The sequence below is a fragment of the Streptomyces venezuelae genome (genome assembly GCF_008642315.1).
GTDB lineage: Bacteria > Actinomycetota > Actinomycetes > Streptomycetales > Streptomycetaceae > Streptomyces > Streptomyces venezuelae_D.
On the sequence record NZ_CP029192.1, the window covers coordinates 1,723,101 to 1,749,516 of the forward strand.

General features: G+C 70.0%; 26 protein-coding genes. 15 read left to right on the plus strand and 11 right to left on the minus strand.

The window, feature by feature from the left end:
• Positions 1–109: 109 nt before the first annotated feature.
• Complete coding sequence (locus DEJ48_RS07225; protein WP_150215376.1) at positions 110–532, plus strand: acyl-CoA thioesterase; 423 nt, start codon at positions 110–112, stop codon at positions 530–532.
• 166 nt (positions 533–698) lie between these two features.
• On the plus strand, positions 699–1,523 hold the full coding sequence (locus tag DEJ48_RS07230) for an endonuclease I family protein (protein ID WP_150215377.1): 825 nt from the start codon (positions 699–701) through the stop codon (positions 1,521–1,523).
• Between the two features lie 22 nt (positions 1,524–1,545).
• Here the strand turns inward: DEJ48_RS07230 and DEJ48_RS07235 are convergent, their stop codons facing one another.
• Positions 1,546–2,577 carry an alpha/beta fold hydrolase gene (locus DEJ48_RS07235; RefSeq protein ID WP_190537246.1) on the minus strand — a complete coding sequence of 344 codons (1,032 nt, stop codon included), beginning with the start codon at positions 2,575–2,577 and terminating at the stop codon, positions 1,546–1,548.
• 98 nt (positions 2,578–2,675) lie between these two features.
• Between DEJ48_RS07235 and DEJ48_RS07240 the strand changes: the two genes are divergently transcribed.
• Entirely contained in the window at positions 2,676–3,248 is a 573-nt protein-coding gene (locus DEJ48_RS07240) for a helix-turn-helix domain-containing protein (RefSeq protein WP_150215378.1), read from the plus strand.
• A 227-nt stretch (positions 3,249–3,475) separates the two neighbouring features.
• A complete protein-coding gene (locus DEJ48_RS07245) occupies positions 3,476–4,003 on the plus strand; it encodes a DUF4232 domain-containing protein (protein WP_150215379.1) in 528 nt (175 codons plus the stop codon).
• Positions 4,004–4,115: 112 nt separating this feature from the next.
• Here DEJ48_RS07245 and DEJ48_RS07250 read toward each other — a convergent pair whose 3' ends face one another.
• Positions 4,116–5,225 carry a serine hydrolase domain-containing protein gene (locus DEJ48_RS07250; protein ID WP_150215380.1) on the minus strand — a complete coding sequence of 370 codons (1,110 nt, stop codon included), beginning with the start codon at positions 5,223–5,225 and terminating at the stop codon, positions 4,116–4,118.
• 189 nt (positions 5,226–5,414) lie between these two features.
• On the opposite strand from DEJ48_RS07250, the gene DEJ48_RS40740 reads away from it, so the two are divergent.
• Positions 5,415–6,374: a GbsR/MarR family transcriptional regulator gene (locus DEJ48_RS40740; protein WP_263399435.1), complete on the plus strand. Its 960-nt coding sequence runs from the start codon at positions 5,415–5,417 to the stop codon at positions 6,372–6,374.
• On the opposite strand, the gene DEJ48_RS07260 is transcribed toward DEJ48_RS40740, so the two are convergent.
• A complete protein-coding gene (locus DEJ48_RS07260) occupies positions 6,352–7,659 on the minus strand; it encodes a phytase (protein ID WP_150215381.1) in 1,308 nt (435 codons plus the stop codon). The genes DEJ48_RS40740 and DEJ48_RS07260 overlap by 23 nt on opposite strands.
• Positions 7,660–7,788: 129 nt before the next feature.
• Positions 7,789–8,229: an ATP-binding protein gene (locus DEJ48_RS07265; protein WP_150215382.1), complete on the minus strand. Its 441-nt coding sequence runs from the start codon at positions 8,227–8,229 to the stop codon at positions 7,789–7,791.
• A gap of 156 nt (positions 8,230–8,385) precedes the next feature.
• On the opposite strand from DEJ48_RS07265, the gene DEJ48_RS07270 reads away from it, so the two are divergent.
• Together DEJ48_RS07270 and DEJ48_RS07275 are read left to right on the plus strand one after the other, a co-directional pair.
• A complete protein-coding gene (locus DEJ48_RS07270; RefSeq protein ID WP_150215383.1) occupies positions 8,386–9,219 on the plus strand; it encodes a helix-turn-helix domain-containing protein in 834 nt (277 codons plus the stop codon).
• Positions 9,216–9,461, plus strand: coding sequence for a DUF397 domain-containing protein (locus DEJ48_RS07275; RefSeq protein ID WP_150215384.1), 246 nt, complete (start codon positions 9,216–9,218; stop codon positions 9,459–9,461). The genes DEJ48_RS07270 and DEJ48_RS07275 overlap by 4 nt, the downstream gene beginning before the upstream one ends.
• On the opposite strand, the gene DEJ48_RS07280 is transcribed toward DEJ48_RS07275, so the two are convergent.
• A complete protein-coding gene (locus tag DEJ48_RS07280) occupies positions 9,361–10,725 on the minus strand; it encodes an MATE family efflux transporter (RefSeq protein ID WP_150215385.1) in 1,365 nt (454 codons plus the stop codon). The genes DEJ48_RS07275 and DEJ48_RS07280 overlap by 101 nt on opposite strands.
• A 97-nt stretch (positions 10,726–10,822) precedes the next feature.
• Here DEJ48_RS07280 and DEJ48_RS07285 point away from each other — a divergent pair, with 97 nt between their 5' ends.
• Entirely contained in the window at positions 10,823–11,350 is a 528-nt protein-coding gene (locus DEJ48_RS07285) for a PadR family transcriptional regulator (protein WP_150215386.1), read from the plus strand.
• 24 nt (positions 11,351–11,374) lie between these two features.
• Here DEJ48_RS07285 and proP read toward each other — a convergent pair whose 3' ends face one another.
• The 3 genes from proP to DEJ48_RS07300 form a co-directional block, all read right to left on the minus strand.
• A complete protein-coding gene (proP, locus tag DEJ48_RS07290; protein WP_150215387.1) occupies positions 11,375–12,844 on the minus strand; it encodes a glycine betaine/L-proline transporter ProP in 1,470 nt (489 codons plus the stop codon).
• 194 nt (positions 12,845–13,038) lie between these two features.
• Positions 13,039–14,841 carry an alpha-L-fucosidase gene (locus DEJ48_RS07295; protein ID WP_150215388.1) on the minus strand — a complete coding sequence of 601 codons (1,803 nt, stop codon included), beginning with the start codon at positions 14,839–14,841 and terminating at the stop codon, positions 13,039–13,041.
• Between the two features lie 179 nt (positions 14,842–15,020).
• Complete coding sequence (locus DEJ48_RS07300; protein WP_150215389.1) at positions 15,021–16,202, minus strand: 4-hydroxybenzoate 3-monooxygenase; 1,182 nt, start codon at positions 16,200–16,202, stop codon at positions 15,021–15,023.
• Positions 16,203–16,295: 93 nt separating this feature from the next.
• On the opposite strand from DEJ48_RS07300, the gene DEJ48_RS07305 reads away from it, so the two are divergent.
• From DEJ48_RS07305 to DEJ48_RS07315, 3 genes are all read left to right on the plus strand, one after another.
• Entirely contained in the window at positions 16,296–16,877 is a 582-nt protein-coding gene (locus DEJ48_RS07305; RefSeq protein ID WP_150215390.1) for a TetR/AcrR family transcriptional regulator, read from the plus strand.
• A 77-nt stretch (positions 16,878–16,954) separates the two neighbouring features.
• Positions 16,955–19,213 (plus strand): alpha-N-acetylglucosaminidase, encoded by a 2,259-nt coding sequence (locus DEJ48_RS07310; RefSeq protein WP_150215391.1) that lies wholly within the window; start codon positions 16,955–16,957, stop codon positions 19,211–19,213.
• A gap of 66 nt (positions 19,214–19,279) precedes the next feature.
• A complete protein-coding gene (locus tag DEJ48_RS07315) occupies positions 19,280–19,834 on the plus strand; it encodes a DUF3291 domain-containing protein (RefSeq protein ID WP_150215392.1) in 555 nt (184 codons plus the stop codon).
• Between the two features lie 16 nt (positions 19,835–19,850).
• Here DEJ48_RS07315 and DEJ48_RS07320 read toward each other — a convergent pair whose 3' ends face one another.
• On the minus strand, positions 19,851–20,498 hold the full coding sequence (locus DEJ48_RS07320) for a DUF4360 domain-containing protein (protein WP_150215393.1): 648 nt from the start codon (positions 20,496–20,498) through the stop codon (positions 19,851–19,853).
• Positions 20,499–20,765: 267 nt separating this feature from the next.
• On the opposite strand from DEJ48_RS07320, the gene DEJ48_RS07325 reads away from it, so the two are divergent.
• From DEJ48_RS07325 to DEJ48_RS07335, 3 genes are all read left to right on the plus strand, one after another.
• Complete coding sequence (locus DEJ48_RS07325) at positions 20,766–21,629, plus strand: chitosanase (RefSeq protein ID WP_223831940.1); 864 nt, start codon at positions 20,766–20,768, stop codon at positions 21,627–21,629.
• 167 nt (positions 21,630–21,796) lie between these two features.
• The gene (locus DEJ48_RS07330) at positions 21,797–22,750 is read left to right on the plus strand and encodes a hypothetical protein (protein ID WP_150215394.1); all 954 of its coding nucleotides are present in this window, start codon (positions 21,797–21,799) and stop codon (positions 22,748–22,750) included.
• A gap of 18 nt (positions 22,751–22,768) precedes the next feature.
• Positions 22,769–23,197, plus strand: a complete 429-nt coding sequence (locus DEJ48_RS07335) for a nuclear transport factor 2 family protein (protein WP_150215395.1) — start codon at positions 22,769–22,771, stop codon at positions 23,195–23,197.
• Positions 23,198–23,218: 21 nt separating this feature from the next.
• On the opposite strand, the gene DEJ48_RS07340 is transcribed toward DEJ48_RS07335, so the two are convergent.
• Together DEJ48_RS07340 and DEJ48_RS07345 are read right to left on the minus strand one after the other, a co-directional pair.
• Positions 23,219–23,650 (minus strand): SgcJ/EcaC family oxidoreductase, encoded by a 432-nt coding sequence (locus tag DEJ48_RS07340; protein WP_150215396.1) that lies wholly within the window; start codon positions 23,648–23,650, stop codon positions 23,219–23,221.
• A gap of 116 nt (positions 23,651–23,766) precedes the next feature.
• Positions 23,767–25,173, minus strand: coding sequence for a nucleobase:cation symporter-2 family protein (locus DEJ48_RS07345; RefSeq protein WP_150215397.1), 1,407 nt, complete (start codon positions 25,171–25,173; stop codon positions 23,767–23,769).
• A 263-nt stretch (positions 25,174–25,436) separates the two neighbouring features.
• Here DEJ48_RS07345 and DEJ48_RS40915 point away from each other — a divergent pair, with 263 nt between their 5' ends.
• Positions 25,437–26,348: a hypothetical protein gene (locus DEJ48_RS40915; RefSeq protein ID WP_317850905.1), complete on the plus strand. Its 912-nt coding sequence runs from the start codon at positions 25,437–25,439 to the stop codon at positions 26,346–26,348.
• The last annotated feature ends 68 nt before the right edge of the window (positions 26,349–26,416 follow it).

Here is a 26,416-nt window from a genome sequence, read left to right on the forward strand (position 1 = left end):
TGGGGGCCCGTGCCTTCTCAGGGCGGCCGACTCCCGGAATGCCCTGCGCCACCTACAGGTTGAACGCACCGGGCAGCACCCAGAAGGCCGGTCCACCGAAGGGAACACCGTGACAGAGCCCTACTCCGTGAGCGTCGGCGTCCGTGGATACGAGACGGACACCCAGGGCCACCTCAACCAGGCCGTGTACCTCCAGTACGCCGAGCACGCGCGCTGGTCCCTGCTGCGCGCGGCGGGCATCGCGCAGACCGACCTGCTGGACAAGGGCGTGGGCCCGGTGGTCCTTGAGACCACGGTGCGCTACCGGCGCGAACTCCTCGCGGGTGACGAGGCGTCGGTGAGCTGCGCGTTCGTGTGGGGCGAGCGCAAGACGTTCGGCGTCGAGCAGACGATCACGAAGGCGGACGGGACGGTCGCCGCGACGATTTCCTCCGTAGGGGGGCTGCTCGACCTCAAGGAGCGGCGGCTCGTGGCGGATCCGCGCGAGTACTTCCGGGCGCTGGCGACGGACGCGACGGTGATGGGCCTCTAGATCTCGTGTACATGACATCGTCACCCAACCACCCCGACACGTTCACACGGTCGTACGCACATCCGTGCCACTCTCCCGATGGTTGAGTAGTCAACTCGCGTAGACCGCACGCTCGTCGGTTCGGGCGGGCGGCGCGCGAGGCCATCGGGAAAGGACACACCCCCACATGCCCATCCCGCGCGTACGCCGCTGGAAACCCCTGGCCCTGACCGCGGCCGCGGTCCTCGCCGGCATCACCGTGCCGGCCACCGCCACGGCCACCCCCACCCCCACCAACGCCCCGGTCACCGCGGCCGTCGGCACCTATGACGACACGTACTACAAGGACGCGCTCGGGAAGACAGGCCCCGAGCTGAAGTCTGCGCTGCACACGATCGTCAGCGAGCAGACCAAGCTCTCGTACGACCAGGTCTGGGACGCCCTCAAGACCACGGACGAGGACCCGGCCAACAGCTCGAACGTCATCCTGCTCTACTCCGGCACCTCGCGGAGCAAGAGCAGCAGCGGCGGCGACCAGGGCGACTGGAACCGTGAGCACGTCTGGGCGAAGTCCCACGGCGACTTCGGCACGGCGACCGGTCCCGGCACCGACGTCCACCACCTGCGCCCCGAGGACGTCACGGTCAACAGCATCCGTGGCAACAAGGACTTCGACAACGGCGGCAGCGCGGTCGAGGGTGCCCCCGGCAACCTCACCGACGGCGACTCCTTCGAGCCCCGCGACGCGGTCAAGGGCGATGTGGCCCGCATGATCCTCTACATGGCGGTCCGCTACGACGGCGAGAGCGGCTTCCCCGACCTGGAGCCCAACGACAAGGTGGACAACGGCAGCGCGCCCGCCATCGGCCGCCTCTCCGTCCTGAAGAAGTGGAGCGACGAGGACCCGCCGGACGCGTTCGAGAAGAACCGCAACCAGGTCATCTTCGACAAGTTCCAGCACAACAGGAACCCGTTCATCGACCACCCGGAGTGGGTGGAAGAGGTCTATTGACCCGACCCTGACGAGTCAGCGGTCACCGGCCGGTGAACGCGAGGATCTCGCGGGTCACGGCCTGCGGGTTCTCCTCGGCCAGCCAGTGCCCGGACTTCGGGATCTCGGCCGCCCGCGTGACGTTGCGCAGCATCGGCGTCAGGGTCGGCCGGGTCGCGGCGAGGGAACCGGTCGCCGTGAGGAGGAGGGTGGGGGTGTCGGTGGGGGCGGCCGCGATGTTGTCGCGCTCGTCCTCGTCGAGGGTCCGGTAGAGCTCGAAGCCCGCGTGCAGGGCGTCGGGACGGCTGTAGGTGCGGGCGTACTCGTCCGTCTCCTCCCTGGTGAAGGGCGGCTTCGTCCGCGTGCCGCCGAAGGCCGTGCCGCCGTGGGCGACTTGTGTGGCGAACGCCGTGATGTATGCGCGTACGTCCTCGCGGTCGTCGACGAGCTTCTCGGGGATCGCGCGCTGGCTGTTGAACGCCATGTGCCAGGAGAACGTCCGGTACCGGGCGGCGGGGAGCTCACGGCCCGGGAGCGGATAGTCCATGTGGACGTAGGAGTTGACCTCGCGGGGGTATCGCGAGGCGTACTGCGCCCCGACCCCCGCGCCCAGGTCGTGTGCCACCAGGTCGAAGTCGTCCAGCCCCATGCGGTCGCGGAGCAGTTCGTGGACGTAGCGGGCGAGTGTCTTCTTGTCGAACCTCTCCGGGCTCCCCTTGCTGTCGCCGAGGCCGGGGAGGTCGAGCGCGTACACGGTGTGGTGCTCGGCGAGCGCCGGCATGATCTTCCGCCACTCGTACCAGGTCTGGGGCCAGCCGTGGAGGAGGACGAGTGCCGGGCCTTTCCCGCCGGTCACGTAGTGCATGCGGACGCCGCGGACCTCGGCGTACTTGTGCTTGAACGTCGCGGCGAAGGCGGCATGCTTTGCGGTGGTGGTGCCGTCCGAGGAGGTGGTGACCGGGGGCGCCGCCGCCGCTCCGTCCGGCGCGTCCCATCCGACCGTGCCGCCCACGGCCAACGACAGCGCCAGTGCGCCTGCTCCGAGGAGTGTGCTTCTGCTTCGGGGAAAGGTCATGGTGCGATCGTGAGGTGCCCCCTTGCGGAACCGCACGGAATTTTGCAGCCTTGCAAACACCGCACGTCCCCGGTGACCGCAGAAGGGTGCCGACCGCTGTGACCGAAGACCAGGCCGTACTGGAGAACGTCGGACCGCGACTCAGAGGCTTCCGTCAGGCCCTCGGCCTCACCCTCGCCACGCTCGCGGAGCGCACGGGACTCACGCCGAGCACCATCTCGCGGCTCGAACGCGGGCACATCCGTCCCACCCTGGAACAGCTCCTTCCGCTCGCCCGCGCGTACGCTGTGCCGCTCGACGAACTCGTCGCCGCGCCGGCCGTCGGCGATCCGCGGGTCCACCTGCGCCCCTTCCGCAAGGACGGGCTGACGTTCGTGCCGCTGGGCGTGAAGACGGGCGGCATGCGCGCGTACAAGGTGATCTACCCGCCGATGTCGCAGCTCCCGCCGCCGCGCTTCCACGTGCACCCCGGCCGGGAGTGGTTCTACGTCCTCCACGGGACGGTCCAGCTCGTCCTGACCGACACCCGGACGGAACTGACGGCGGGTGAGGCGGCGGAGTTCGACACGGCGACGCCGCACTGGATCGGCAACGCGCGGGACGACATCCCCGCGGAGACCATCGCCATCTACGGGCAGCAGGGCGAGCGCGTGCACGTGGCGGACGTCTGAGAGGCCTGGAGGTCTTGAGGTCTTGAGGTCTGAGAGGTCTTGAGGTCTGAGACGTTCCAGTCACTCGTTCCAGGGTGACGGTCTTTGCGCTGGTCAGCGGCCGTTTCAGCGTTCCGGCGTCCCGTATCGCCGGTGGGTGCTGGCGGCCGGGACGGGTCACGGCCCAGGCTGTGGATCGTCCGAGCGGCCCGCCGGACGAACCACTCACCGCACCCATGGAGTTCCCGATGCGTTCGCGTCTCGCCGCCCGCCCCGCCCGTCTGGTCCTGACCGCCGTGGCCGCCGCGGCCCTCGCCACCACCGCCGCCGGTACCGCCCTCGCCGTCGGCGGGCAGTCCAAGGCCCCCGTCGAGCAGCTCTGCGGGACCAACGACCTCACCTTCAAGGTCACCGAGAAGACGCAGGCCGGCGGCTACCTGCTCGTGACGGCCAAGGCCAAGCCGGGCATCACCTGCTACCTGGAGGGCACGTTCCCCTCCGCCGGCTTCGGCTCCCACCCCGACCGGCAGGTCACGCCCGTCGAGCAGGCCATCACCGACACCGTCAAGGTCTCGGGCTCCAAGGCCGCGTACGCGGGCATCAACCCCAAGTCGACCAACGGCGACTTCGGCGCGGAGTTCGACTGGATGGCCATCGCCGTCTCCGGTGACGAGGCGAGCGCCACCGACGTCCGCCTCCCCAGCCCGACGCTGATCGACAAGCCGAAGAGCACGAACTGGCACGCCAACGCGGCGGACGCCGTCCCGTTCGACTGACGGGTCTCCAAAGCACTGACGAGTCTCCTGACAAGTCTGCAAAAGCACGGCCGGTCCGCCGCTGCCCCCCGGCGGCGGACCGGCCGCTCCCTCTCCCCCAGCCCCTCGGGCCTCAGGCCGACGCGAACCCCAGCGCGCAGCCGTAGCTGAACTCCGTCTCCAGGAGGTCGCTGAAGACGCCGATCGGGTCCTCCCAGTGGCCCGTCGCCCAGTCGGCGTTCATGTTCACGGCGAGCATGTGCGTGCCGTCGCGCGTCCCGTAGACGTACGACCAGGAGCCGAAGAGCGCGCCGCCCATCCCCCAGACCGCCGTGCCGGAGGGCAGGAGCAGGCGGGAGATCCCGATGCCGTACGTGGTGCGCGGGAGCCAATCGCGGGTCGGCACCATCGTGAGCAACTCCCGTTGCTGCTCCGGTCGCAGGAGGCGTCCTCCGAGAAGGGCCGAGAAGAACCGGGTCAGGTCGTCGACGGTGGAGATCATGCCGCCCGCCGCCCAGTACGGGCTCGCCTCCAGTTCCGTGACGTCGTGGACCGGGGCGTCCGGGTCGGGCGAGAACAGCTTGGTGTAGTGGTGTGCGTGCGGCTTCGGGAGGGTCTGGTCGGCCGTCGCCGGTAAGGAGGTGCCGGTCAGGCCGAGCGGGCGGACGATGCGGTCGGCGATCTCCGCCGCGAGCGTCCGTCCCGTCACCCGCTCGATGATCATTCCTACGACGATGTAGTTGGTGTTGGAGTACGCCCAGCCCGTCCCCGCCGGGAAGTCCGCCGGGTGCGACAGGGCGATCCCGACGAGGTCCGCCGGCGTGTAGGTCTCCTGCGTGGTCAGCGCGGCCTGGTCGTGCGTGTAGCTGTAGATCCCGCTGGTGTGGTCGAGAAGCTGTCGGACGGTGGTCGTGGTGCCGTCGTGCCCGTTCCCCCGGAGCACGCCCGGCAGCCACTGTTCCACCGTGTCCCGCAGCGTCAGTTTGCGTTCGCCCACGAGCTGTTGGAGCACAGCGGCGACGAACGTCTTCGTGATGCTGCCGATCCGGAACCTCTCCTCGTGCCCCCTTGGCCGCCGCGTCCGCCGGTCGGCTACCCCCGCCGTGCCGCACCAGTTCCCGCCCCGGTCGCGCACCTGGGCGATGATGCCCGGCACGCCCCCTTCCCGCACGGCCCGGTCGAGGACGTGCTGGGCGGCTTCGTGGCCACCTCGGGTGGGCGCCACAGGCGTGGCGTCTTCCATCTGAACCCCCCTGGTTCTTTCGTACGTCGTCTTGCGTACGTCACCTTGCGCTTTCTTTCGCGACCACTGAAAGCTACGTTGCGCAAGCGGCCGTCTGAAGTGACAACGGCGTACAACTCCGTGGAACAGCAGGCTTTTTGGGGTCACGTAGCGTTACCGATGAGGGCTAACGCAACGCAAAGGGGGAACATGGGCGGCGGACGGCTGACAGCGGACGACCGGAGAGCGATCGAGGCGGGGCTGTCCGACGCGTTGTCGTACGCCGCCATCGCCCGCCGGCTGGGGCGGGCGACCTCGTCCGTGAGCAGGGAGGTGGCCCGCAACGGCGGCCCGGACGCCTACCGCGCGGAGCACGCCGACCGCGCCGACACGTGGCGGCGGCGCAACCGGCTGCCACCCCGGCGGCCCACGGCCCCCGCACCGACGCCCCCGGACGCCGAGACGTCGGGAGAAGCCACGCACGGACCCGATCCCGCCGCAGTCCACGCCTACGTGGACAAGTTCGCCGCCCTGCTGATCGCGGTCGGGCTGCCCCGCACGGCCGCGAGGGTGCTGGCGTGCCTGGTGACCGCCCCCACCGGGGCCGAGACCTCCGCCGAGCTCACGCGGCGGCTGAAGGTGAGCCCGGCCTCGGTGTCGAAGGCCGTCGGCTACCTCGAAGGGCTCGACGTCCTCAGCCGCGAGCACGAGCCCGGCCGTCGCCGCGACCGCTACGTCATCGACGAGGAGGTCTGGCTGCGCGCCTGGCTGACCAGCGCGCACAAGAACGCCGCGTGCGCCGCGACCGCCCAGGAGGGCGCGGACCTGTTCGGGCCCGACACCCCCACGGGCGCGCGGCTCGGGGCGATGCACGCGTTCTTCGCCGGGATTCACCGGAGCATGACGGGCCCGCCGACCTCCGCCGCCATCGAGGACGCGCTGACGGTCCTGGCCGCCCTCTTCCATGCGGCCAGGCCCCTCACCACCAGCGAGCTCGCCGTCGCCCTCGGCTGGCCGACGTCGCGCGTCATCACGGCGGTACAGGCCGCCGGGCACGATCCGGGAGTCCGGCTCACGCGCGAGCAGCGGGCAGCGCTCTCCGGGCCCGCGCAACCGCCCGGGGAGGGGCACGCCGCCGGCCGACGTTTCAGTCGTCCAGCGTCTTCATGACCTTGCCGAGGTCGACGAACTTGAAGTTCGTGGCGGGGCGGTCGCCGTCGCCGGGGGCGTCGTGGCCGTCCTGGACGACGAGGAGGCCGTGCGGGTACTTCGGCCCGAGCGGCTCGTTCAGCGCGGCCGCGCCGTCGCACTCCTCGGAGCCGTCGAGCGCGCCGCCCGCCGGGGTGACCCTGAAACCGCCCTCGTACTCGTTGTGGTCGCTCAGTTCACGGTCGTACGCGGCGAAGGTGTCGTCGCCCTGGCTGGAGGCGAGGAGGTACCCGTCCCCGTCGGCCTCATTGACGAGGGTGAGGCCCTCGACGTCGGCGGTGATCCGCTTGCCGCCGTACCCGGGGTCGGCGCCCGGCGTGCACTCCTCGGTCTCCTCGTCGTAGACGCCGGGAACGCCGTACTCCCGCACCTTGTCGACGAGTTCGGGCCTGCCGGTCAGGTCGGCGCGCATGCGCCAGATGCCGACGTCCTCCTGCCCCGCGTACAGCGTGCCGTTCGCCGCGTCGACGACCATCCCCTCGACCTGCGGCAGTTCACCCGGTTCGTTGCACGGGCTCCACGACGTGCCGTTCGGCAGCCGGAACGAGGACGGCAGGTCCAGCGTGCGCAGTTTGCGGTACGTGACCTTGCCGCCGGGGGCCGGGAGCAGTTCGAGGAGCGCGACGCTGGTGCGCTCGCGGCGGCTGACGAGCGCGTACGAGCGACCGCTCGCCTTGTCCTGCCAGGTCGCGAGGCCGTACGCGGTGCGCTGCTCGTTGATCTCGGCCTGGTCGGCGGAGAAGACGGGCGGCGCCGCGGGGTCCGTGACGTCGGTGAGCGGCCCGCCGGACCGGTCGCGGTCGATGCGGTAGAAACGCAGCCGGTCGTGGCCGCGGTCGCTGGTGACGGCGAGGTCGGCGGAGCCGGAGGAGAGCTTCAGGCCACGCACGAGGTCGACGTTGTTGAAGCGGCCCGGCGCGTCGTCGGGGCTGTCCGCGGGCGGTGCGGCGACGGACTGGACGGGGCGGGCGTCCAGGTCGTAGGCGCGCAGGCCGCCCTCCTTGGCCGTGGCGATCACCAGGCTGCGCGCCGGGTCGGCGGTGTCGCGCCAGATCGCGGGGTCGTCGGCGTCGGCGTTGCCGCCCGCGTCGTCGTCGTGCAGCACGGGGGTCTCGGCCCGGGGCGTGACCCCGGGCAGCGGGTCGGCGGCCACGGCCGTGGCGGAGGCCGAGGTCGCGGCGAGCACGGTGGTCAGCGCGAGGACGACCGAGCCGATCGTTCGACGGGTCGGACAGTGTCTGGTCACGCGATGTCTCCTCGTTCCGGGAACGGATGGATCTTGCGTGAGACTGGGCCTTGCCGGTGTCGGCGCGGCGTACGCGACGCGTCCGGTAACACCCCGCCCGAATGTACACAGGGTTAACACGCCCTGGTTTCAGTGGGGTTGGGAGAGCACGGCGAGTTCCGCCCACACCGTCTTGCCCGCCTTCCGGCCGACGACGCCCCACTCGACGGCGAGCGCCGCCACGATCGTGAGCCCCCGCCCCGTCTCCCGCTCGGGCGACGGCGCGTCGCGCGCCACCAGGGGTGCGCCTTCCGCGCGGGCATCCGCGACCTCGATACGCAGCGTGTCCGCACGCAGCGTCAGCCCGAGCTCGAAGTCGAGGCCCGGCACGAGGCCGTGCGTCACGGCGTTCGCGGCGAGCTCGGCGACGATCGCCTCGGCGGCGTCCGAGAGTTCGGTGTCGTACGCGATCCCCCAGCCGTCCAGGTGATACCTGGCCAGCCTCCTCGCGAGGCGTGCGCCCCGGGGCGTGGCACTGAAGCGTTGCGCGAAGGTGCGGGGTGCGGCGGCGGGGCGCGCTTGCGTCGACATGGCGGCAACGGTGGCCGTGCACGACTGTGGACACCAGGAGCAAAACTCGTACGCTGCGTAATTGTACGAGTGCGAAGGGTGGACAGTACGGGTAACGGAACGTGAGCATGGGCGCGTTGGCGCAGACCGATAGCCGAGCGTCAGGGGATACCCGTGATGTCGTCAAGTGCGACGAGCAGTAATGAGCCCGAACCGACCGATGGCTTGAAGGCGTTCGGCGCCGTCCTGAAGAGCTTCCGCAAACGCGCCGGGTACACGCAGGAGTCCCTGGCCGAGGAGATCGGCTACTCAGTCCATTTCATCGCCTCCGTCGAACAGGGCCGCCGCTTTCATCCGCCCCGGTTCGTCGACCAGTGCGAGGCGACGCTGGATGCGTTCGGGACGCTGCGGCTGGCGGCGAATCAGCTGTCGCGGCAGCGGGGTCTTGCGTCCTGGTTCCGGCGGTGGGCGCAGCTGGAGCAGGAGGCGGTGGCGCTTTCGACGTATGAGTGCCGGTTGATTCCGGGGTTGTTGCAGACGGAGGCGTATGCGCGGACCCTGTTCGTCAATCAGCTGCCTCCGATGGGCGACGAGCAGATCGAGGCCCAGCTGGAAGCGCGCGTGGAACGTCAACTGCTCCTCACGGAGCGGCCGAACACCGCGTACAGCTTCATCCTGGAGGAACACCTGTTCCAGCGCCGCATGGGCGGGCATGAAGTCACCATGGAACTCATCGACCATGTTCTCGGACTCGCCGAGCGGCGGAACATCGAGCTTCAGATCATGCCGGTGATGCGGGAGAGTCATGCGGGACTGGATGGGCCCGTTCGACTCCTGGAGACACCCGAGAACCAGTGGTTCGCCTACGCCGAGAGCCAGCGGAGCGGGCAGCTCATCTCCTCCCCGAAAGAGATCAGCGTTCTCCAGATGCGGTATGCCAGGATGCGCGCACAGGCTCTCTCGTTCGACGACTCGATGAGCCTGCTGGAGCGGATGCGAGGAGCGCAATGAGCACCCCCGAACTGGCCTGGTTCAAGAGCAGCTACAGCGGAGGCGATGGCGACGACTGCATAGAGATCGCCCTCACCTGGCGCAAGTCCAGCTACAGCAGCGGTGGCGGCGGAGACTGCGTAGAGATCGCCCCCTGCCCCACTACCCTCCACGTACGCGACTCCAAGAACCCCGACGGCCCCCAACTCGCCCTGAACCCCCACGCCTGGACGGAGTTCGTCGCGTACGCCTCCCGCCCCTGACCCGCGTCAGCGCCACGCACTGGAGGCCGACCGCACACGCCATCGCCAGGCAGATCCCGGGTAGCCCGTGGCCCGACAGCGCGTACGCCGCGCCGAGTTGGGCCGCGACACCGCACACCGTGATGCGGGCCAGCGCCGGACTGTCGCCGCCGCCTTCATACACCCCGGCCACCCCGATGAAGCACGCGAGCAGCACCAGGTACGGCCCGAGGCACCGCAGGTAGAGCGTCCCGGCGGCGGCCACCTCACCGTCCGCGCCGAACGCCCGCATGATCCAGGGCGCGGCGGCGAGGAGCAGCACGGCGGCCGTCAGGCCGAGCGTTCCAGCGACGAGCAGTGCCTCGCGACAGATCGCCCGGCGTTCGTCGCGCCCGGCGCCGAGTTGGTGGGCGGTGTGGATCGCGGCGGCCTGGCGTACGGAGTAGAAGGCCATCGTCGCGACGTACGTGGCCTTCGTCGCGATGCCGTACGCGGCGACCTCGTCGACACCGATCCGGGCCACCACCGCGACCAGCGCCAGCGTGCCCGTCATGCGGACGACGAAGTCGGCCGACATGGGCAGACCGGTCGCGGCGGTCCGGCGCGCGTCCGCGGCGAGGGCGCGGACCCGCAGGCCGGACGGTCGCAGCGAGGGCCGCAGCACCAGCAGCCCGCAGATCAACGCCACCGAGCGGCCGGTCACCGTGGCGATCGCCGCGCCGCGCACGCCCAGGTCACAGGCGAGGATGAGGACCGGGTCCAGGACGAGGATCAGCCCGTTGGCCAGCAGGGCGAGCCGCATCGGGGTGCGCGTGTTGCCCGATCCCTTGAGGATGCCGTCGACCACGTTCGTGGCGAAGTAGACCGCCACGCCGGGCAGCGCGATCGCGAAGTACTCCGTGGCGAGGTGGACGGAGGCGCCGCCGTCCTCGCCGAGCACCCACCGGGCCAACCGCTCCCGACCCGCGTAACCCCCGACCGCGACCACGGGAGTGAGCAGCGCCCACAGCGCCCAGCCGCCCCGCACGGCCGAGCGCGCCGCCGCCGGATCACCCGCTCCCCGTGCGCGGGCCACAAGCACGGTCGTACCGGAACCCGCCATGAGGATCACGCCGAGCAACACGTTCTCGACGTTCGTCGCGACCGCCACCGCGGCCACCGCGGCCCCACCCAGCCCGGCCACCCAGACCATGTTGATGATCCCGGCCGCGACTCCCGCGAGGAGTTCCCCGTAGACCGGCAGCGCGAGCGACACCACCCGCCGTCGATGCTCCGTCGGACCCATGCCCCATCCCCCTCCACCCGTGTACCTCGAATCGAGGTACCACGAAAAGAGATAGCATCACGGGCACGGAACGTACAAGGGTGAAAGGGCAGCACTCATGCTGGAGTTGGCGATTCTCGGGTTCCTGTACGAGGAGCCCTTGCACGGGTACGAGCTCAAGGCCCGTATCCAGGACCTGAACGGGCACATCCGGCCCGTGAGCGACGGCGCGCTCTACCCGGCGATCAGCCGGCTCACGACGGCCGGGTACATCGACCAGCGCACCGAACCCGGCAGCAGCGCCGCACCCCGCCGGGTCCTGTCACTCACCGACGCCGGGCGCACCCGCCTGTTCGCCCGGCTGCGCGGGCCCAAGGACGTCGAGATCACCGACGGACAGCGCTTCTTCACGCTCCTCGCGTTTCTGCGCCACCTTCCGGACCCGGCCGAACAGGCCACCGTCCTCCGCCGTCGACAGGCGTTCCTGTCCACCCCCGCCAGCTTCTTCTACCGCGACGGGAAACCCGTGCGGGCGGAAGAGGCCGAGGACCTCTTCCGCCAGGGGATGCTGCGCATCGCGCGTGCCACCGGCACGGAGGAGAAGGCGTGGCTGACCGAGGCGATCACCACGCTGGAGAAACCCTGAGGGAGAAGCCCTGAGGTGCCAGCCTCAGGACACCCGCTGCGACTCCACCAGTTCCCGCGCCTCCTCGTCCGTCGCCACCGAGGGCGGCGAGCCCTCCAGCGGCTTGCGGGCCGTCTCCTTCATCGCGGCGACCGCGATGATGCCGACGAGTCCGAAGAGCATCGTGTAGAACGCGGGCATCAGGTCGTTGCCGGTCGCGCCGATCAGCGCGGCGACGACCAGCGGGGTCGTACCGCCGAAGAGCGAGACGGAGATGTTGAAGCCGATGGAGAGCGAGCTGTAGCGGATGTCCGTCGGGAAGAGGGCCGGGAGCGACGAGGACATGGCGCCCAGGTAGCAGACCAGCGCGAGGCCGAGGATCAGCAGGCCCGTGAAGACCGCGACCGTTCCGCCCTGCTTGATGAGGAGGAACGCGGGGAGGGCGAGGACGAAGAAGCCCACCGAGCCCGCCATCAGGACCGGCTTGCGGCCGATGCGGTCGGAGAGGCGGCCGACGGAGTTGATCAGCGCCATCAGGATCAGCATGACGACGACGATCGACATCAGGCCACCGGTCTCGCCGAAGCCGAGCTGTGTGAGGTACGTCGGCATGTACGACAGGAGCATGTAGTCGGTGACGTTGAACGCCGCGACCAGCGCGATGCACAGCAGCATCGCGCGCCACTGACCGAAGAAGGAATCCTTGAAGGACTTCTTGTCGCGCTCGGCGGCGGGCCCGCCCTCCTCCATCTTCTGGAAGGCGGGCGACTCGTCGAGCTTCATCCGCAGGTAGAGGCCGATGAGGCCGAGCGGCGCCGCCACCAGGAACGGGATGCGCCAGCCCCACGACTGCATGGCGTCGTCGCTGAGCGCCGCGGTGAGGGAGGTGACGAGCACCGCGGCGACCGTGTAGCCGATCAGCGTGCCGAACTCCAGGAACGAGCCCCAGAAACCGCGGCGCTTGTCGGGCGCGTACTCCGCGATGAACGTCGCGGCACCCCCGTACTCACCGCCCGTCGAGAAGCCCTGCACCATGCGGCAGAGGACGAGGAGAATGGGCGCCCAGACGCCGATCGACGTGTAGCTCGGGATCAGACCGATCGCCAGCGTCGCCGTCGACATCATGATCATGGTGAGCGCGAGGATCTTCTTGCGGCCCACGCGGTCGCCGAGCGGGCCGAAGAACATGCCGCCGATGGGACGGACCAGGAAGGCCGCCGCGAAGGTCGCCAGGGAGGAGAGGGTCTGCGCGGTGTCGTTCCCGGAGGGGAAGAACTCCTTGCCGATGATGACGGCGAGGTAGGCGTAGACACCGAAGTCGTACCACTCCATGGCGTTGCCCAGCGCGGTCGCCTTCACCGCGCGCTTGACCTGGGCTTCCTCGGTGACGGTGATGTCCGTCTGGCGCAGGCGCGGGTTCTTGCGGCGGTGGATCGCCCGGAAGAGCGCCCGGTGCCGTGCCACGGCTTCGGGAGCCGGCGGTGCCGGTGTTTCGGGGGCTTCGGGCGCGCTCACTGGTCAGTCACTCTCTCTCGGCACCTGGGTCCTTCGGGTCGGACGTCGATCAACATTGCCAACCCAGGTCAAGGAAAGTGCCCGCTGATGGTCCTCACGAACATGGCCTCAAGTCCCTGTTCTCAGGGACTTGAGGCCTGTTTCACCACAAACTCTCCGGGCAGACGGTCAAGGCGGACCGTCGGCGCGGACTGTCAGCGCGTGTACAGCTGTGACCTGGGGATCACCTGCTGCTCCTGGCCCGGGCTCGACCACAGCAGCTTCAGGTGCGCCTCGCCCGTCCGCTCCGCGTACTCGACCTTGATCGAGTGCCGCCTCCCCGCCGTCAGCCGCACCTCCGCCTTGTCGAGCCGCGGCTCGTGCGGCGTCCAGGAGTCGATGACGAGCTTGCCGTCGATCCAGACGCGGGCCATGTCGTCGGAGACGGTCGTGAGGGTGTACGTCTCCGAGCGGCGCGGCTCGACCGATCCCGTCCAGCGGATGCTGAAGCGGTCCGCCGGGATCGAGGCGGCGGGTGAGCCGGTGTACTTCCAGGAGTGGTTGAGGGTGGCGTCGGTGCGGGTGATCCTCGGGGCGCCTTCGAGGTTCTCGTTGTCGAAGATCTCCTGCTTGAGGCCCTTGCCGCGGCCGGGGCGGGATGTCGGGCCGGGGTCGACGCGCAGCTCGACGACCGTCGCCGTGTCGTTCGTGGCGGCGCCCGACGGCTTGATGTCGTAGCCGTCGCCGGACCGGGTGACGGTCACCTTCTGGTCGCTGCCGAGGACGCGTGCCGACTTCACCTCGAAATCCGTACGGACCTTCAGGTGGAGGGAGCCGCCCGTAGCGGGCCACTGGGTGACCGCCGCGTACAGCTTGTCGCCCTTGCGGCTCACGTGGCCCCAGGCCGGCTCCTCGACCAGGCCTCCGTAGCGGGCGCCGAAGACCGCTTCGCCCTGGCCCGCCGTGCGCAGCCAGTCGCCCATCTGCCGGAGGCGGTCGACGGAGGGCTGCGGGACGCGGCCGCGGGCGTCGGGGCCGACGTTGAGGAGATAGTTGCCGCTGCGGGACGTGGTGGCGAGCAGATTGCGGGTCAGGGTCTGCGCGGACTTCCAGTTCTGGTCGTGGCGCGCGTACCCCCAGTGGTCGTTGAGGGTCATGCACGACTCCCAGAGCTGGCCGTCGACGGGCGCGCCGGGGATCTCCTGCTCGGGGGTGCCGTAGTCGCCGTCGACGACGCGGCGCTTGCCGACGCGGTTGTTGATGACGAGGTCGGGGTCGAGGCCGCGGAGGTAGGACTCCAGGCGCTCGCCGTCCCTCGCCGTCCAGGGGTTGTGCGGCTTGTCGGTGTCCCACTCGCCGTCGAACCAGAGGAGCGCCGGGTCGTAGGTGTCGACCAACTCCTTGAGCTGCGCGTACATGCGCTTCTCGTACTTGGGGAACGTCGCGGGATCCGGGAAGTCCTTGTCGTGCCAGTCCCAGATCGAGTAGTAGAAGCCGAGCTTGATGCCCGCGTCGTCGGACGCCTTCTTCAGCTCGGCGAGGATGTCTCGGTTCTTGTCGAAGGAGGAGTGGTCGCGCAGGTTCCAGTCGTTGACCTTCGTCGGCCACATCGCATAGCCCTCGTGGTGCTTGGACGTGATGACGATGTAGCGCATCCCGGCGTCCTTGGCCGCCTTGACGATCGCCTTCGCGTCGAAGTCCGCGGGGTTGAAGTTCTGCGCCTGCTTCTCGTACTCGTCCATCGGGATGTCGCACTCCCGCTTGATCCACTCCGCGTTGCGGCAGGTGCTGCCGTCGGGGCGCTTGTACTCGCCCTCCAGGTTCGAGTACGCGCCGAAGTGGATGAACATGCCGAAGCGGTCCTGACGGAACCAGTTGGTGCGGTCGGCGGTGAAGGGGTCGTCGGCGGCGTGGTCGGTGCCGTCCGCCCTGCCCGAGCCGGCCGTCGCGGCCGGGACGGCCGTGGCCGCGAGGGCGGCGGCGAGGAGCAGAGCGAGTCCAGTTGCTCTGTGGCGCATGGGGCGGCTCCCGGTGTTGTTCCGGATCCCTGGGTTGGGGGGTCGCACGGGAACGTAGGGACGAATACATCCGATGTCAATGGTTCCAACTCGCCGTGCGCGGCTCTCTTTTGGCCGATGAGGCGCTCACCGACCCGATGACTCCGAACAGCGCCCATGGAGGCAGGCTCAGTTCGGGCTCAGTTCAGGCCGGTGAGGAACTCGCCGAAGAGCCGGTTGGCGGTCTCGGAGCGGTAGAGGCGCTCGAACTCGGCGCGTGCGAGGCTGCGCCGGAACTCGCCGCGGTACGAGACGTCTCCCGCGTCGTGCATGAGGTCGGTGAACCACGCGGCGTACGCCTGGTAGTTCCATATGTGCTTCAGGCAGGTGGCGGAGTACGCCTCCAGCGGGCCCGCGTCCTGCTCCCTGACCTGCCTCAGGACGGCCGTGGCGAACACGTCGGCGTCGTGCAGGGCCAGGTTCATGCCCTTGGCGCTCATCGGCGGCACGATGTGCGCGGCGTCACCGAGCAGGTACAGGCGGCCATGGCTCATCGGGGCGTGGACCACGCTGCGCAGCGGCACCAGCGTCTTGCTGGTGATGGCCCCTTTCGCGGCGACCGGTTCGCCGAAGCGTGCCTCGATCTCCTCCCAGACGCGGTCGTCCGTCCACTCCTCGACGGCAGTGTCCAGCGGGCACTGGAGGTAGAAGCGACTGGCCTGGGGTCCGCGGGCGAACTGGCCGGCGAATCCCCGGTCGTGGATCGCCATCATGGACTGGTGGTTGGCGGGCGCGTCGGCCAGTACGGTCAGCCAGGCGTACCCGTACTCGTGGGACTGGCGGTTCAGTACGCCGTCGGGGATGCTCGCCCGGCTGACGCCGTGGTCTCCGTCGCAGCCGGCGATGAAGTCGCAGGTGATGGTCCGCGTCACGCCCGTGCTGTCCCGGTAGCGCACCTGGGGCCGGGGGCCGGTGAGGTCGCCCAGTTCGACGTCCTCGGCTTCGCAGCGGAGGTCGCCGCCGTCGCCGACGAAGACGTCGATGAGGTTGCGCACGAGGACCTGCTGGGGGCAGAAGCGTCCGTCGACGTGGTCGTCGGTCACGTACCGGAAGGGCCGTGTCTCGCCGTCGACGCGGAAGTTGAGCACCGGCGCGAAGGGGGCACCGTCGAGGACCCGGTCCGCAAGGCCCCACTCGCGGAACATACGCGCGGCCCTGGGGTCGATGACCCCCGCGCGCTGGCGCTGCTCGACGTACTCGCGGCTGTGCCGCTCCAGAACCACGCAGTCGATCCCGGCGCGCTGGAGGAAGTTGGCGAGGGCGAGCCCGGCGACACCCGAGCCCACGATCACGACAGTGGTGTTCTCGTCCGAAACGGACATGGTTGGCGCTCCTTGGCCTGGGAGTTACCCTTAAGCGGAGTCTTCACTACGCATCATACGTAGTGGCCACTACGTTTACACAAGGGGTCAGCCATGCGCCGCGACGGAGCCGCCAACAGGGAGAAGGTCCTGCTCGCCGCCGAGCATGTGTTCGCCGAGAAGGGGGCAGCCGCCTCCACCGATGAGGTCGCGCGGCGGGCCGGGGTCAGCATCGCCACCGTCTTCCGCAATTTCGCCACCAAGCAGGACCTCATCGAGGCCACCGCGTGCCGCTACCTGGAGAAGCTGACCGATCAGGCGCTGGCACTCGCCGAAAGCCCGGACCCCGGAAAGGCCTTCGCCTCCCTGCTGCGGACCCTCGCGGCGGCCGGGCCGGTGAAGATGACCCTGATGGATCTGCTGCCCCCGCACGACGACGACGGCCAGGGCCTGTCCCGGCCGGTCACCGAAGCGGCCGACGCCTTCCGTGCCGCTCTGAACGGCGCACTGCACCGCGCCCAGGCCGTCGGCGCCGCGCGCCCCGACGTCACCGGCGACGACGTCTCCCTCCTCCTGCGCGCCCTCGCGCACGCCACGGATCTCAGCGAAGGCGAGGCACTCGACCGGGCCGTGGGCATCGTCCTCGACGGCCTCGGCGCGTCGCCGCGCGGGTGGGGCGACCGTCACGACGGTTAGAGGCAGGGGGGCACCGGGGGAAGAGACCTCCCGAACGCACCGCGCGCCCGCACCCCCATCCGACCGACGGAGCCCGAATGCCCCTCCCCCGCCGCACCTTCCTCACCGGCATCGCCGGGACGGCCGGTGTCGCCGCCGTCGCCTGTTCCGGCACGACGGCGGACGGCGTCACCCACTCCACCGCCACCCCCACCGGCACGTCCGGTGCGCCCGCCCCGCGCCGCACCGCAGCCGCCGAGGCCGCCCGGCGCCTGCTCCCCCGCCACTGGGACCAGATCGAGTTCAGGAACGTACCCAGGGAGGCGGGCGCCGAGGACTCCTTCCGGGTCGACGGGCGCCGTGGCCGCATCACGGTCGCAGGGACCGGCCCCGCCACCCAACTCGCCGGTCTTCGCCACTACTTGAAACACGTCACGCACGCCAACATCACCTGGGCGGGCAGCCGTACCGACCACCTCCCGGACCGTCTCCCCGCACCCGACGAACCCCTCACCAAAACAGCCAACACCCCGCACCGCTTCGTCCTCAACGACACCAACGACGGGTACACCGGGGCCTATTGCGACTGGGACTACTGGGAGCACGAGATCGACGTGCTCGCGCTCCACGGCTACAACGAAGTCCTCGTGTACGCGGGCGCCGACGCCGTCTACCACCGCGCCTTCCAGGAGTTCGGATACACGGACGCCGAACTGCGGGCCTGGATACCCGGTCCCGCCCACCAGCCCTGGTGGCTCCTGCAGAACATGTCGTCGTTCCCGCACCCCGTCTCCCGGCAGCAGCTCGACGCCCGCGCCCGCCTGGGCCGCCGCATCTGCGACCGGCTGCGCGACCTCGGCATCACGCCGGTGCTGCCGGGCTGGTTCGGGACCGTGCCGCCCGACTTCGAGAAGAAGAACCCGGGCGCGCGGACCGTGCCGCAGGGCGACTGGGTCGGCTTCGCGCGACCGGACTGGCTGGATCCGCGCACCGGCCACTTCGCGCGGGTCGCCGCCGCGTTCTACCGCGCGCAGGACGAGCTGTTCGGCCCGACGACGATGTACAAGATGGACCTGCTCCACGAGGGCGGAAAGCCCGGCAACGTCCCCGTGGGCGACGCGGCGAAGGGCATCGAGAAGGCGCTGCGGACCGCCCACCCCGGCGCCACCTGGGTGATCCTCGGCTGGCAGCACAATCCGCCGAAGGCCATCACCGACGCCGTCGACAAGGAGCGGATGCTCGTCGTCGACGGCCTCTCCGACCGCTTCCCGAACATCACCGACCGCGAGTCCGACTGGGGCTCGACGCCCTACACCTTCGGCTCCATCTGGAACTTCGGCGGCCACACGACGCTGGGCGCCAACACCCCCGACTGGGCCGCCCTGTACGAGAAGTGGCGCACGAAGAAGGGCAGCACGCTCAGCGGGATCTCCCTCATGCCGGAGGCGGCCGACAACAACCCGGCCGCTTTCGAGCTCTTCTCGGAACTGGCCTGGATGGGCGGTGACTTGGACCTGGCGGCCTGGTTCAAGGAGTGGTCGACGTCCCGGTACGGCGCCGCCGACCCGCACGCCGAGGCCGCCTGGGACATCCTGCGCCGCACGGCCTACGGAACGACCCGCGCCGACGAGTGGGCCGAGGGCGCCGACGGCCTCTTCGGGGCACGGCCCGACCTCGCCGCGAAGTCGGCTGCGGCCTGGTCCCCGAAGAAGCTGCGGTACGAGGCGGCGGACCTCGAGCCCGCGCTCGGCGAACTCCTCGCGGTGCGGCCCGGGTTGCGGAACTCGTCCGCGTACCGCCGCGACCTGCTCGACGTCGCCCGGCAGGTGCTCTCCAACCGCAGCCGCGTCCTGCTGCCGCACATCAAGGAGGCGTACGACGCCGGGGACGCCGCCCGCTTCGACCGCCTCACCCGTGAGTGGCTGACCCTGATGGACCTGCTCGACCACCTGGTCGCCACCGACTCACGTCACCTGCTGGGGCGTTGGGTCGCGGACGCCCGCGCGTGGGGGGCCGACGCGGCGGAACGGGACCGGCTCGCGTACGACCAGCTGTCCCTGGTCACCGTGTGGGGCACGCGTTCCGGCGCCGACGCGGGGCTGCGCGACTACGCGAACCGGGAGTGGGCGGGGCTCGTGGGCGGCCTGTACCGGCTGCGCTGGGAGCGCTACTTCAAGGAGCTCCGCGCCGCCCTCGCGGAGCACCGCGCGCCCGACGAGATCGACTGGTTCGCGGTGGAGGAGGCGTGGCTCAAGGACCCTGGAAAGCTGGCGACCCGGCCGAAAGGCGATACGCACAAAGTCGCATCAAAGGTACGTAAGCACATCGAAGGTCGCGGAGGGCATTTCGAGCGGTAAAACACAACGTCGACAGGGCCCGCCGGGGCAGCTACCTTCACCTGGTCCTCAACCAGGGAGAGACGCATGCCCCAGCTTGCTCTGTACACCTTCGGCGTCCTGAAGTCCCCTCTCGCCGACGCCTCGCCGCTGACGCGCGAGTTCTACGACATCGGCGGGACCGTCTACCAGACGATCAGCCGGCACCCCGGATACATCGCGCACGCCGAGCCCGCGGGCGACGACCGGGGCAAGCTCTTCGGCGCGGACTGGGGTGCGTGGGGCGAGTTCACCGTACCGACCTGGTACGACAAGGGCCGCACGCCGGAGACCACCGCTCTGGCCGCGACCCTGTCGCTCTGGACCGATGTGCGCCCCGCCTTCGACGCCATCTACACCGGCATGCACCGCAAGGCGCTGAACAGGCGTTACGACTGGTTCGAGAGGACGGGGCACCCAAACTACGTGTTCTGGTGGGTCTCCGACGACGCAATACCCACCTGGCAGGACGGGGTCTCCCGACTGGAGTACCTCCAGGACGGCGACCCCGCGCCGCACGCCTTCACCTTCCACCACTCGTTCACCCCGGAGGGGGCTCCGAGCGGGAAGGGCGTGGGCGCGGGGGCGGGGACACCGTCATGACCCAGGCGCGGGGAGCTCAGGCGCGCGGGCACTCCTTCCACGCCATGTGGTAGATCGTGCTGATGTCGCCGTCCGTCGAGTCCATCGTCATGAAGCTCGACTTCGCGGGATCGGACGTCCCGAGGTCGACGCGCAGCTCCGTGTTGACGTTGAAGTTCCGCTTCACGCCGCAGGGCGCCCAGACGAGCTGCGCCCAGTCCGTCGTGTCGGTCGCCTGCCAGTTGTCGTTGTAGGCGCCCTTGAACTCATGGCTGATCGCGGCCGTCTGGGGCGAGCCCTGGAAGTAGTACGACGCCTTCTCCGTGCCCTTGGCGCCGGGCTGGAGCGCCGCGTAGCCGCGGTAGTCCGCGCTCGCGATCGCGTAGGTGAAGCCCGAGGGGACGTGCACGATCAGGCTGAGCTGGCAGTTCCTGCGGAACGCGGTGGGGTCCGCGCCGCCGCCCGCCTTCGCGAGGTAATCGCTGTAGGTCACGGTGAAAGCCGTGTTGTCCTGCGAGACGGCGACGGCCGCGGTGCCCAGGGGGCAGCCCGATCCGTTCACCGTGGCGACCTCGATCACGATCTTGTCAGGGGGCGGGTCGAGGATCGTCGTCGGGTTGTGCGCGGGGAGCGTCGAGCCGAACAGCGCCGCGACGGCGCCGCTCAGCAACAGTGCACCGGCCATGGTTCTCCGTTCCGTTTCTGAGGAGGGGGGTTGGAGAAGTGCCTGTGTGCGTGGAACGCGGAGCGGGTGCGTGGAACGCGGGTGCCTGGAGCGGATTGCGTGAGCGAGGGGATCGTATGGACCAATGGGCCCGGCGCACAGAGCGATGTCCGGCCATTCGGAATCCTCGGCTCATCGTGTCTTGACGGGTATACGTCACTCCAGATCTCTGGTAGGAAACCTTCCTAACAGTACGCGGTACGTGAACTCCCCTATCTGGAGGCCCCCGTGGAAACCCCCCACCACCACATACGCCCGCGCCCCACCGACACCTCCCGTCGCACGCTCCTCGCCTTCATCGGCGCGGCGGCCGTGGCGGGCCCGCTCCTCGCCACGCAGTCCGCGAGCGCGGCCGCCCCGTTCTCGTCCTTCATCACGGCCGGCGGACTCGACGACCCGGCCAAGAAGGAGATCGCGATGCAGATCGTCTGCAGCGCGGAGAACTCCTCGCTCGACTGGAAGAAGCAGTACCGGTACATCGAGGACATCGACGACGGCCGCGGCTACACCGCGGGCATCATCGGCTTCTGCTCCGGCACCGGCGACATGCTCGACCTCGTCGAGCTCTACACGCAGCGCAAGCCGGGCAACGTCCTCGCCAAGTACCTGCCCGCGCTGCGCAGGGTCGACGGCACCGACTCGCACGACGGTCTCGACCCGAATTTCACGCGCGACTGGGAGCGGGCCGCCGACACGGACGCGGAGTTCCGCAAGGCGCAGAACGACGAGCGCGACCGGGTCTACTTCAACCCCGCGGTCAAGCAGGGCAAGGCCGACGGCATCGGCACGCTCGGCCAGTTCTGTTACTACGACGCCATCGTCATGCACGGTGACGGCGGCGACTCCACCAGCTTCCGCAACATCCGCAAGCGCGCCCTGCGCTCGGCCAAGCCGCCGGCCCAGGGCGGCGACGAGGTGACGTACCTGAACGCCTTCCTCGACGCGCGGGTCTGGGCGATGAAGCAGGAGGAGGCCCACGAGGACACCAGCCGCGTGGACACGGCTCAGCGCGTCTTCCTGAAGAAGCGGAACCTCAACCTGGACCCGCCGCTGGACTGGAAGGTCTACGGCGACCCGTTCCACATCGGCTAGGCCGGACGGCAGAGCGCGCGGGCCGGATCGGGTGGGCCAGTCGCGCGGGGCGCGCTCGGCGTCCCGCGCGCCTGCGCTCCCTCTTGCCCCGTGGAGGTTGAACTGGGTACGGTCCCGGCCAACTCCCCGTCTACGCGCGTCTACCTGCACCGAGGTGAGAGAGCTCCATGTTCTTCCGTACGACCACGACCGTGCTGACCGCCGCAGCCCTCCTGTCGGCGGGCGGCCTCACGGCGTCCGCCGCGCCCGCCCCGCAGGGCGGCTGGCAGAAGATCGGTGACGACATCAAGTCCGGCGTCAGTGGCCTCGCCGTCACCGGAAGCAGCTCACGGCACGGGGGGACCCGTGCCCTCGTCGTACGCGACAACAAGAAGCCCGGCGAGAACCGTGTCGCCAGGGTCGACTACCGCCCCGGCTCCGGCGGCGGCCGCGCCGCCTCCGCCCACGTAGAACCGCTCACCTGGGCGGGCACCCCGGAACCCGTCGACCTGGAGGCGATCGAGGCGGTGCCGGGCGCCCGCGGCGAGTACGTGGCCCTGGCCAGCCGCGGCCTGGTCTACCACCTGAAGGCGACCGGCTCCGAGCTCCAGGTCCTCGACACCTCCCCGCTCCCCGCGATCGCCGACGGCGACGACTACGAGAGCTTCGCGCTGACCTCCCGGCACGGGAAGCTGGGGGCGGTCTGGGCGGACCGGGGCGCGGGCAAGAAGCGTCCGGCGACCGTGCACGCCGCGCCCTTCTCCTTCAACAAGTACGGCGAGGCCGACTTCGGCGCGGTCACCACGGCCCGTCTCCGCGCCCCCTACCCGACCGGCGACGTCCGGCACGCCTCGGACATCTCCGTCACCCCGTCGGGCCGCCTCGTGATCAGCTCGGCGTCCGACGCGGGCGACGACGGGCCCTTCACCTCGGCGGTCCTCGACGCGGGCAAGCTCTCCGTCGCCCGCTCCGGCAAGGTACGACTGACCGTCGCCAAGTCCCCCGCGGTGGTGCGCAAGTTCAAGGGCGTCAAGATCGAGGCGGTCGAGTGCCTGCCGGGATCGGGCGGAAAGGCCCTGCTCGGCACGGACGACGAGAACGCGGGCGGCTCACTCAACTCGGCGGCCGTGTGCGGCAAGTAGGGGTGTTACGGTCCCGGCATGTCCGAGACCGAGATACCCGCGGCCGAGCACACCAAGGCCGAAATCGACGCACTGACCGCCGAGTTCTTCGGGGCCTTCGACAACCGCGGCGGCAGGGCCGCGGATGTCGCCCGCATCCGCCGGCTCATGCTGCCCGGCGGCGTGATCGTCGTGACAGGGCCGCAGTACGCGGCCTACACCGTCGAGGAGTTCATCGAGCCCCGCGAGCGGCTGCTCACCGACGGCCGCCTCGTGGAGTTCTCCGAGTGGGAGATCTCGGAACGCACCGACGTCGCCGGTGACATCGCGTGCCGGTTCGGCGAGTACGCCAAGGCGGGCGTCATGGACGGCGAGCCGTTCGAGGGCGGCGGCACGAAAACGATGCAGTTCGTGCGTACGCCGGAGGGCTGGCGGATCGCCGCGTTCTCCTGGTACGACCACCCCTGACGGCGGCCTCCCGGCCGACTCTCAGCCGAGGATCGGGGTGGTCTGGGAGGACGTGATCCGCCAGGCCCCGTCCTCTTTCACCAGTACGTGCGTCAGGCGCCCCGCGGAGGCAGGGAGCGGTGCCACGGCCTCGCCGTCGTCCCCCGGCCGCCGCCCGTCGGATACGCGCTTGATGCTCGCCACGATCGCCACGTCGTCCCTGACGAAGCGGATGTCCTCCTCCTCGACCGTGGTGACCACATCGGCGAGCGGCGACGCGAGCGCCTGCCGCATCGCCTCTTCCAGCGCGTCCCGCCCCGCGACGCGGCGCCCCCCGAAGTTCACCACGGTGGTATCGACGGTGAGCAGGGGGATGAACCGCTCGACATCGTTCTGGAACTCGCTCGCGTCCGCGACGACTTGGCGGATGGCGGCGACATCGACAGCCCGAAGGGTGGACGACTCGGCACGCATGACGGCTCCCCGTGAAGATCAGGGATACCCCGGACGGGCTCCCCTGCTCCACATCCTGGAACCTCAAGAACACTTGAGGTCAAGCGATCAGCCGTGGCCGAGGCGGCGGCACGCCCTCAGTGCGTCACCGCCGGTTCCGTCTCCGCGGCGACCGCCGCCTTCTCCGTACCCGCGTGGTTGAAGATCAGGTTGAGTGCCACGGCGAGGATGCAGCCCGTGGAGATTCCGGAGCCGAGGACGATCTGTGCCCAGGCGGGGAACGCGTCGTAGAAGCCGTCGGAGAGGGCGGGGGCGAGGCCCGCGCCGAGGGTGACGACCACGATGAGTGCGTTGTCGCCGCGGTGCAGGTCCGCCTGGAGCAGCGTCTGGATGCCGCTGACCGCGATGGAGCCGAAGAGGAAGAGGCTGACGGCGGCGAGGACCGGCATGGGGACGACGGAGATGAGGGCGGCGGCCGCCGGGCTGAGGCCGATGAGGACGAGGATCGCGCCGCTGAGCGCGACGACGAAGCGGCTGCGCACCTTGGAGATGACGACCAGGCCGATGTTCTGGGCGAACGCGCTGGCGTGGAAGGCGTTGAAGAGCGGGCTGAGCGCGGAGCCGAGCGCGTCGGCGCGCAGGCCGCGGGCGATGGTCTTCTCGTCGACGTCCTTCTCGACGATCTTCCCGAGGGCGATCATGTCGGCCGTGGACTCGGTGAGGATCACGAGCATCACGACGCACATGGAGATGATCGCCGGGATGTTGAACTCCGGGGCGCCGAAGTGCAGCGGGGACGGGATACCGACCGGGTCAGCGCCGTCCAGCTCGGAGAAGTCCGCGAGGCCCATCGGTATCGCGAGCAGCGTGCCGAAGACCATCGCGATGAGCATGCTGATCTGCTTGAGGAAGCCGCGCGTGAAGCGTTGCAGCAGGAGCATGACGAGGACCGTGGCGCCCGCGAGGCCTATGCTCTTCGGCTCCGGTGTGCCCGTCGGCGAGTCGTCGACGATCCAGTCGTACGCGACGGGGATGAGCGACACCCCGATCAGGGTGATGACCGAGCCCGTGACCACCGGCGGAAAGAAGCGGACGAGGCGCGAGAAGTACGAACTGACCAGGAATCCGAAGACACTTGAGACGATGATCGCGCCGAAGACGACGGGCATGCCCGCCTCGACGCCGCCCTGCGTCGAGATGATCGTCAGCATCACACCGACGCCCGCGAACGAGACCCCGTTGACGAACGGCAGCCGCGAGCCGATGAAGTTGCCGATGCCGAGGGTCTGGAGCAGGGTGGCGATGCCCGCCATGAGGAGGCTGCCGCCCATGAGTACGGCCGTGTCGCCCGGGGACATCTTCGCCGCGACGGCGACGACGAGCGGGACGGAGACCGCGCCCGCGTACATGGAGGCGACGTGCTGGAGACTGGCGACGAGCATGCGGCCCGGCGGCAGGATCTCGTCGACGGGATGGACGTCGTCGACCGGATGGACCTCGGGGGCGGGCGCCGCGGCGTCGCCGGACTTCTGCTGAGAACTCATGGGTGGCGCTTCTTCCGTCGCGTGACGCCGGAAATCCGCCCCGCTCCGTGGGAGTTCATGAGACGCGGAACAAGGCGCACGTATCCGACTGGAAAGTAACTTCCGCCATACGGTCGGCGGCGGCACGACGTTACGTCAGCGCACCCCGGCAACGGAAGACCCCGCGGACAACGAAGACTGCACGTGGTGCTGCCCTTCGGTACCTGGCGCCGACCAGGGTCCGCCAGGAAGAGTGGGGGGCTCTGTACCTGGAGGAGCCCCCGTTGCGCGACCACGACCACGCCGGAAAGCACGACGCCGCGAAAGCGCGGGCCGCGGCCCGCAGACCCGCCGCCCCGGCCGACGCCCCGCTCCCGGGGCTGCTCGGACTACAGGGCGCGGCGGGCAACGCCGCCGTCGTCCAGATGCTCCGCCGGGCCGGGCAGCCCGCGGGGCAGGAGCGGCACCAGCACGGTGCGGGCTGCGGCCACCAGCAGGCGGACGAGGCCGTGGTGCAGCGCGCCGGCGGCCAGGACACGACCGCCATGGACATCGACCGGCTGGACTTCTCCGACGCGGAGGAACTCTCGGACGGCGGCACCGACTCCGAGGCGGGCGAGTACGACTACCCGTCGTTCATGGCCGAGCGCGGCAAGCACCCCCGCTCCACCACTCCGACCCCCCAGGAAGCGGCGGGGTTCGGCGAGAGCACCTACGGCATCGACCCCGGCAAGGTGAAGTCGATGCGCGAGGACAGGAAGCAGGGGCGCGAGGCGCCGCCGCTGCGGTACCGCAAGGACAACGAACCCCTGTACCGCTGGGACGGCAGGACGCCGGACCAGATCCTCGGCAAGGGCTTCAAGCCGTGGAACGAGAAGCTGCCGGCCAGCCTGCGGCACTACCAGAAGCTCCTGCAGAGGACGGGTTTCGTCAGCACGACCCGGTCCCCGGGCGGATACGTGCCCGACTGGGCGCGGCAGCCCGACGGGAGCGGCTGGCGGTACGTGATCCACGCGCCCGGCGGGATCGACCTGGTGGACACGTTGGGGACGACGTCCTTCGCCCAGCAGCAGGAGGTCATCTTCTGGAAGGGCATTCAGCCGGGTTACGTCGTCCGCGCGGAGCTGTGCGACGCCGGTGGCAACGTCATCAAGGTCGTCAAGAGCGGCGGCGACGACGCGATGGACATCGACTGAACACCGCGGTGAGGCCGTACGGCTGAGCGCTGCCGTGACATGAGCGTTCCCTCGCGCGGGACCTGACC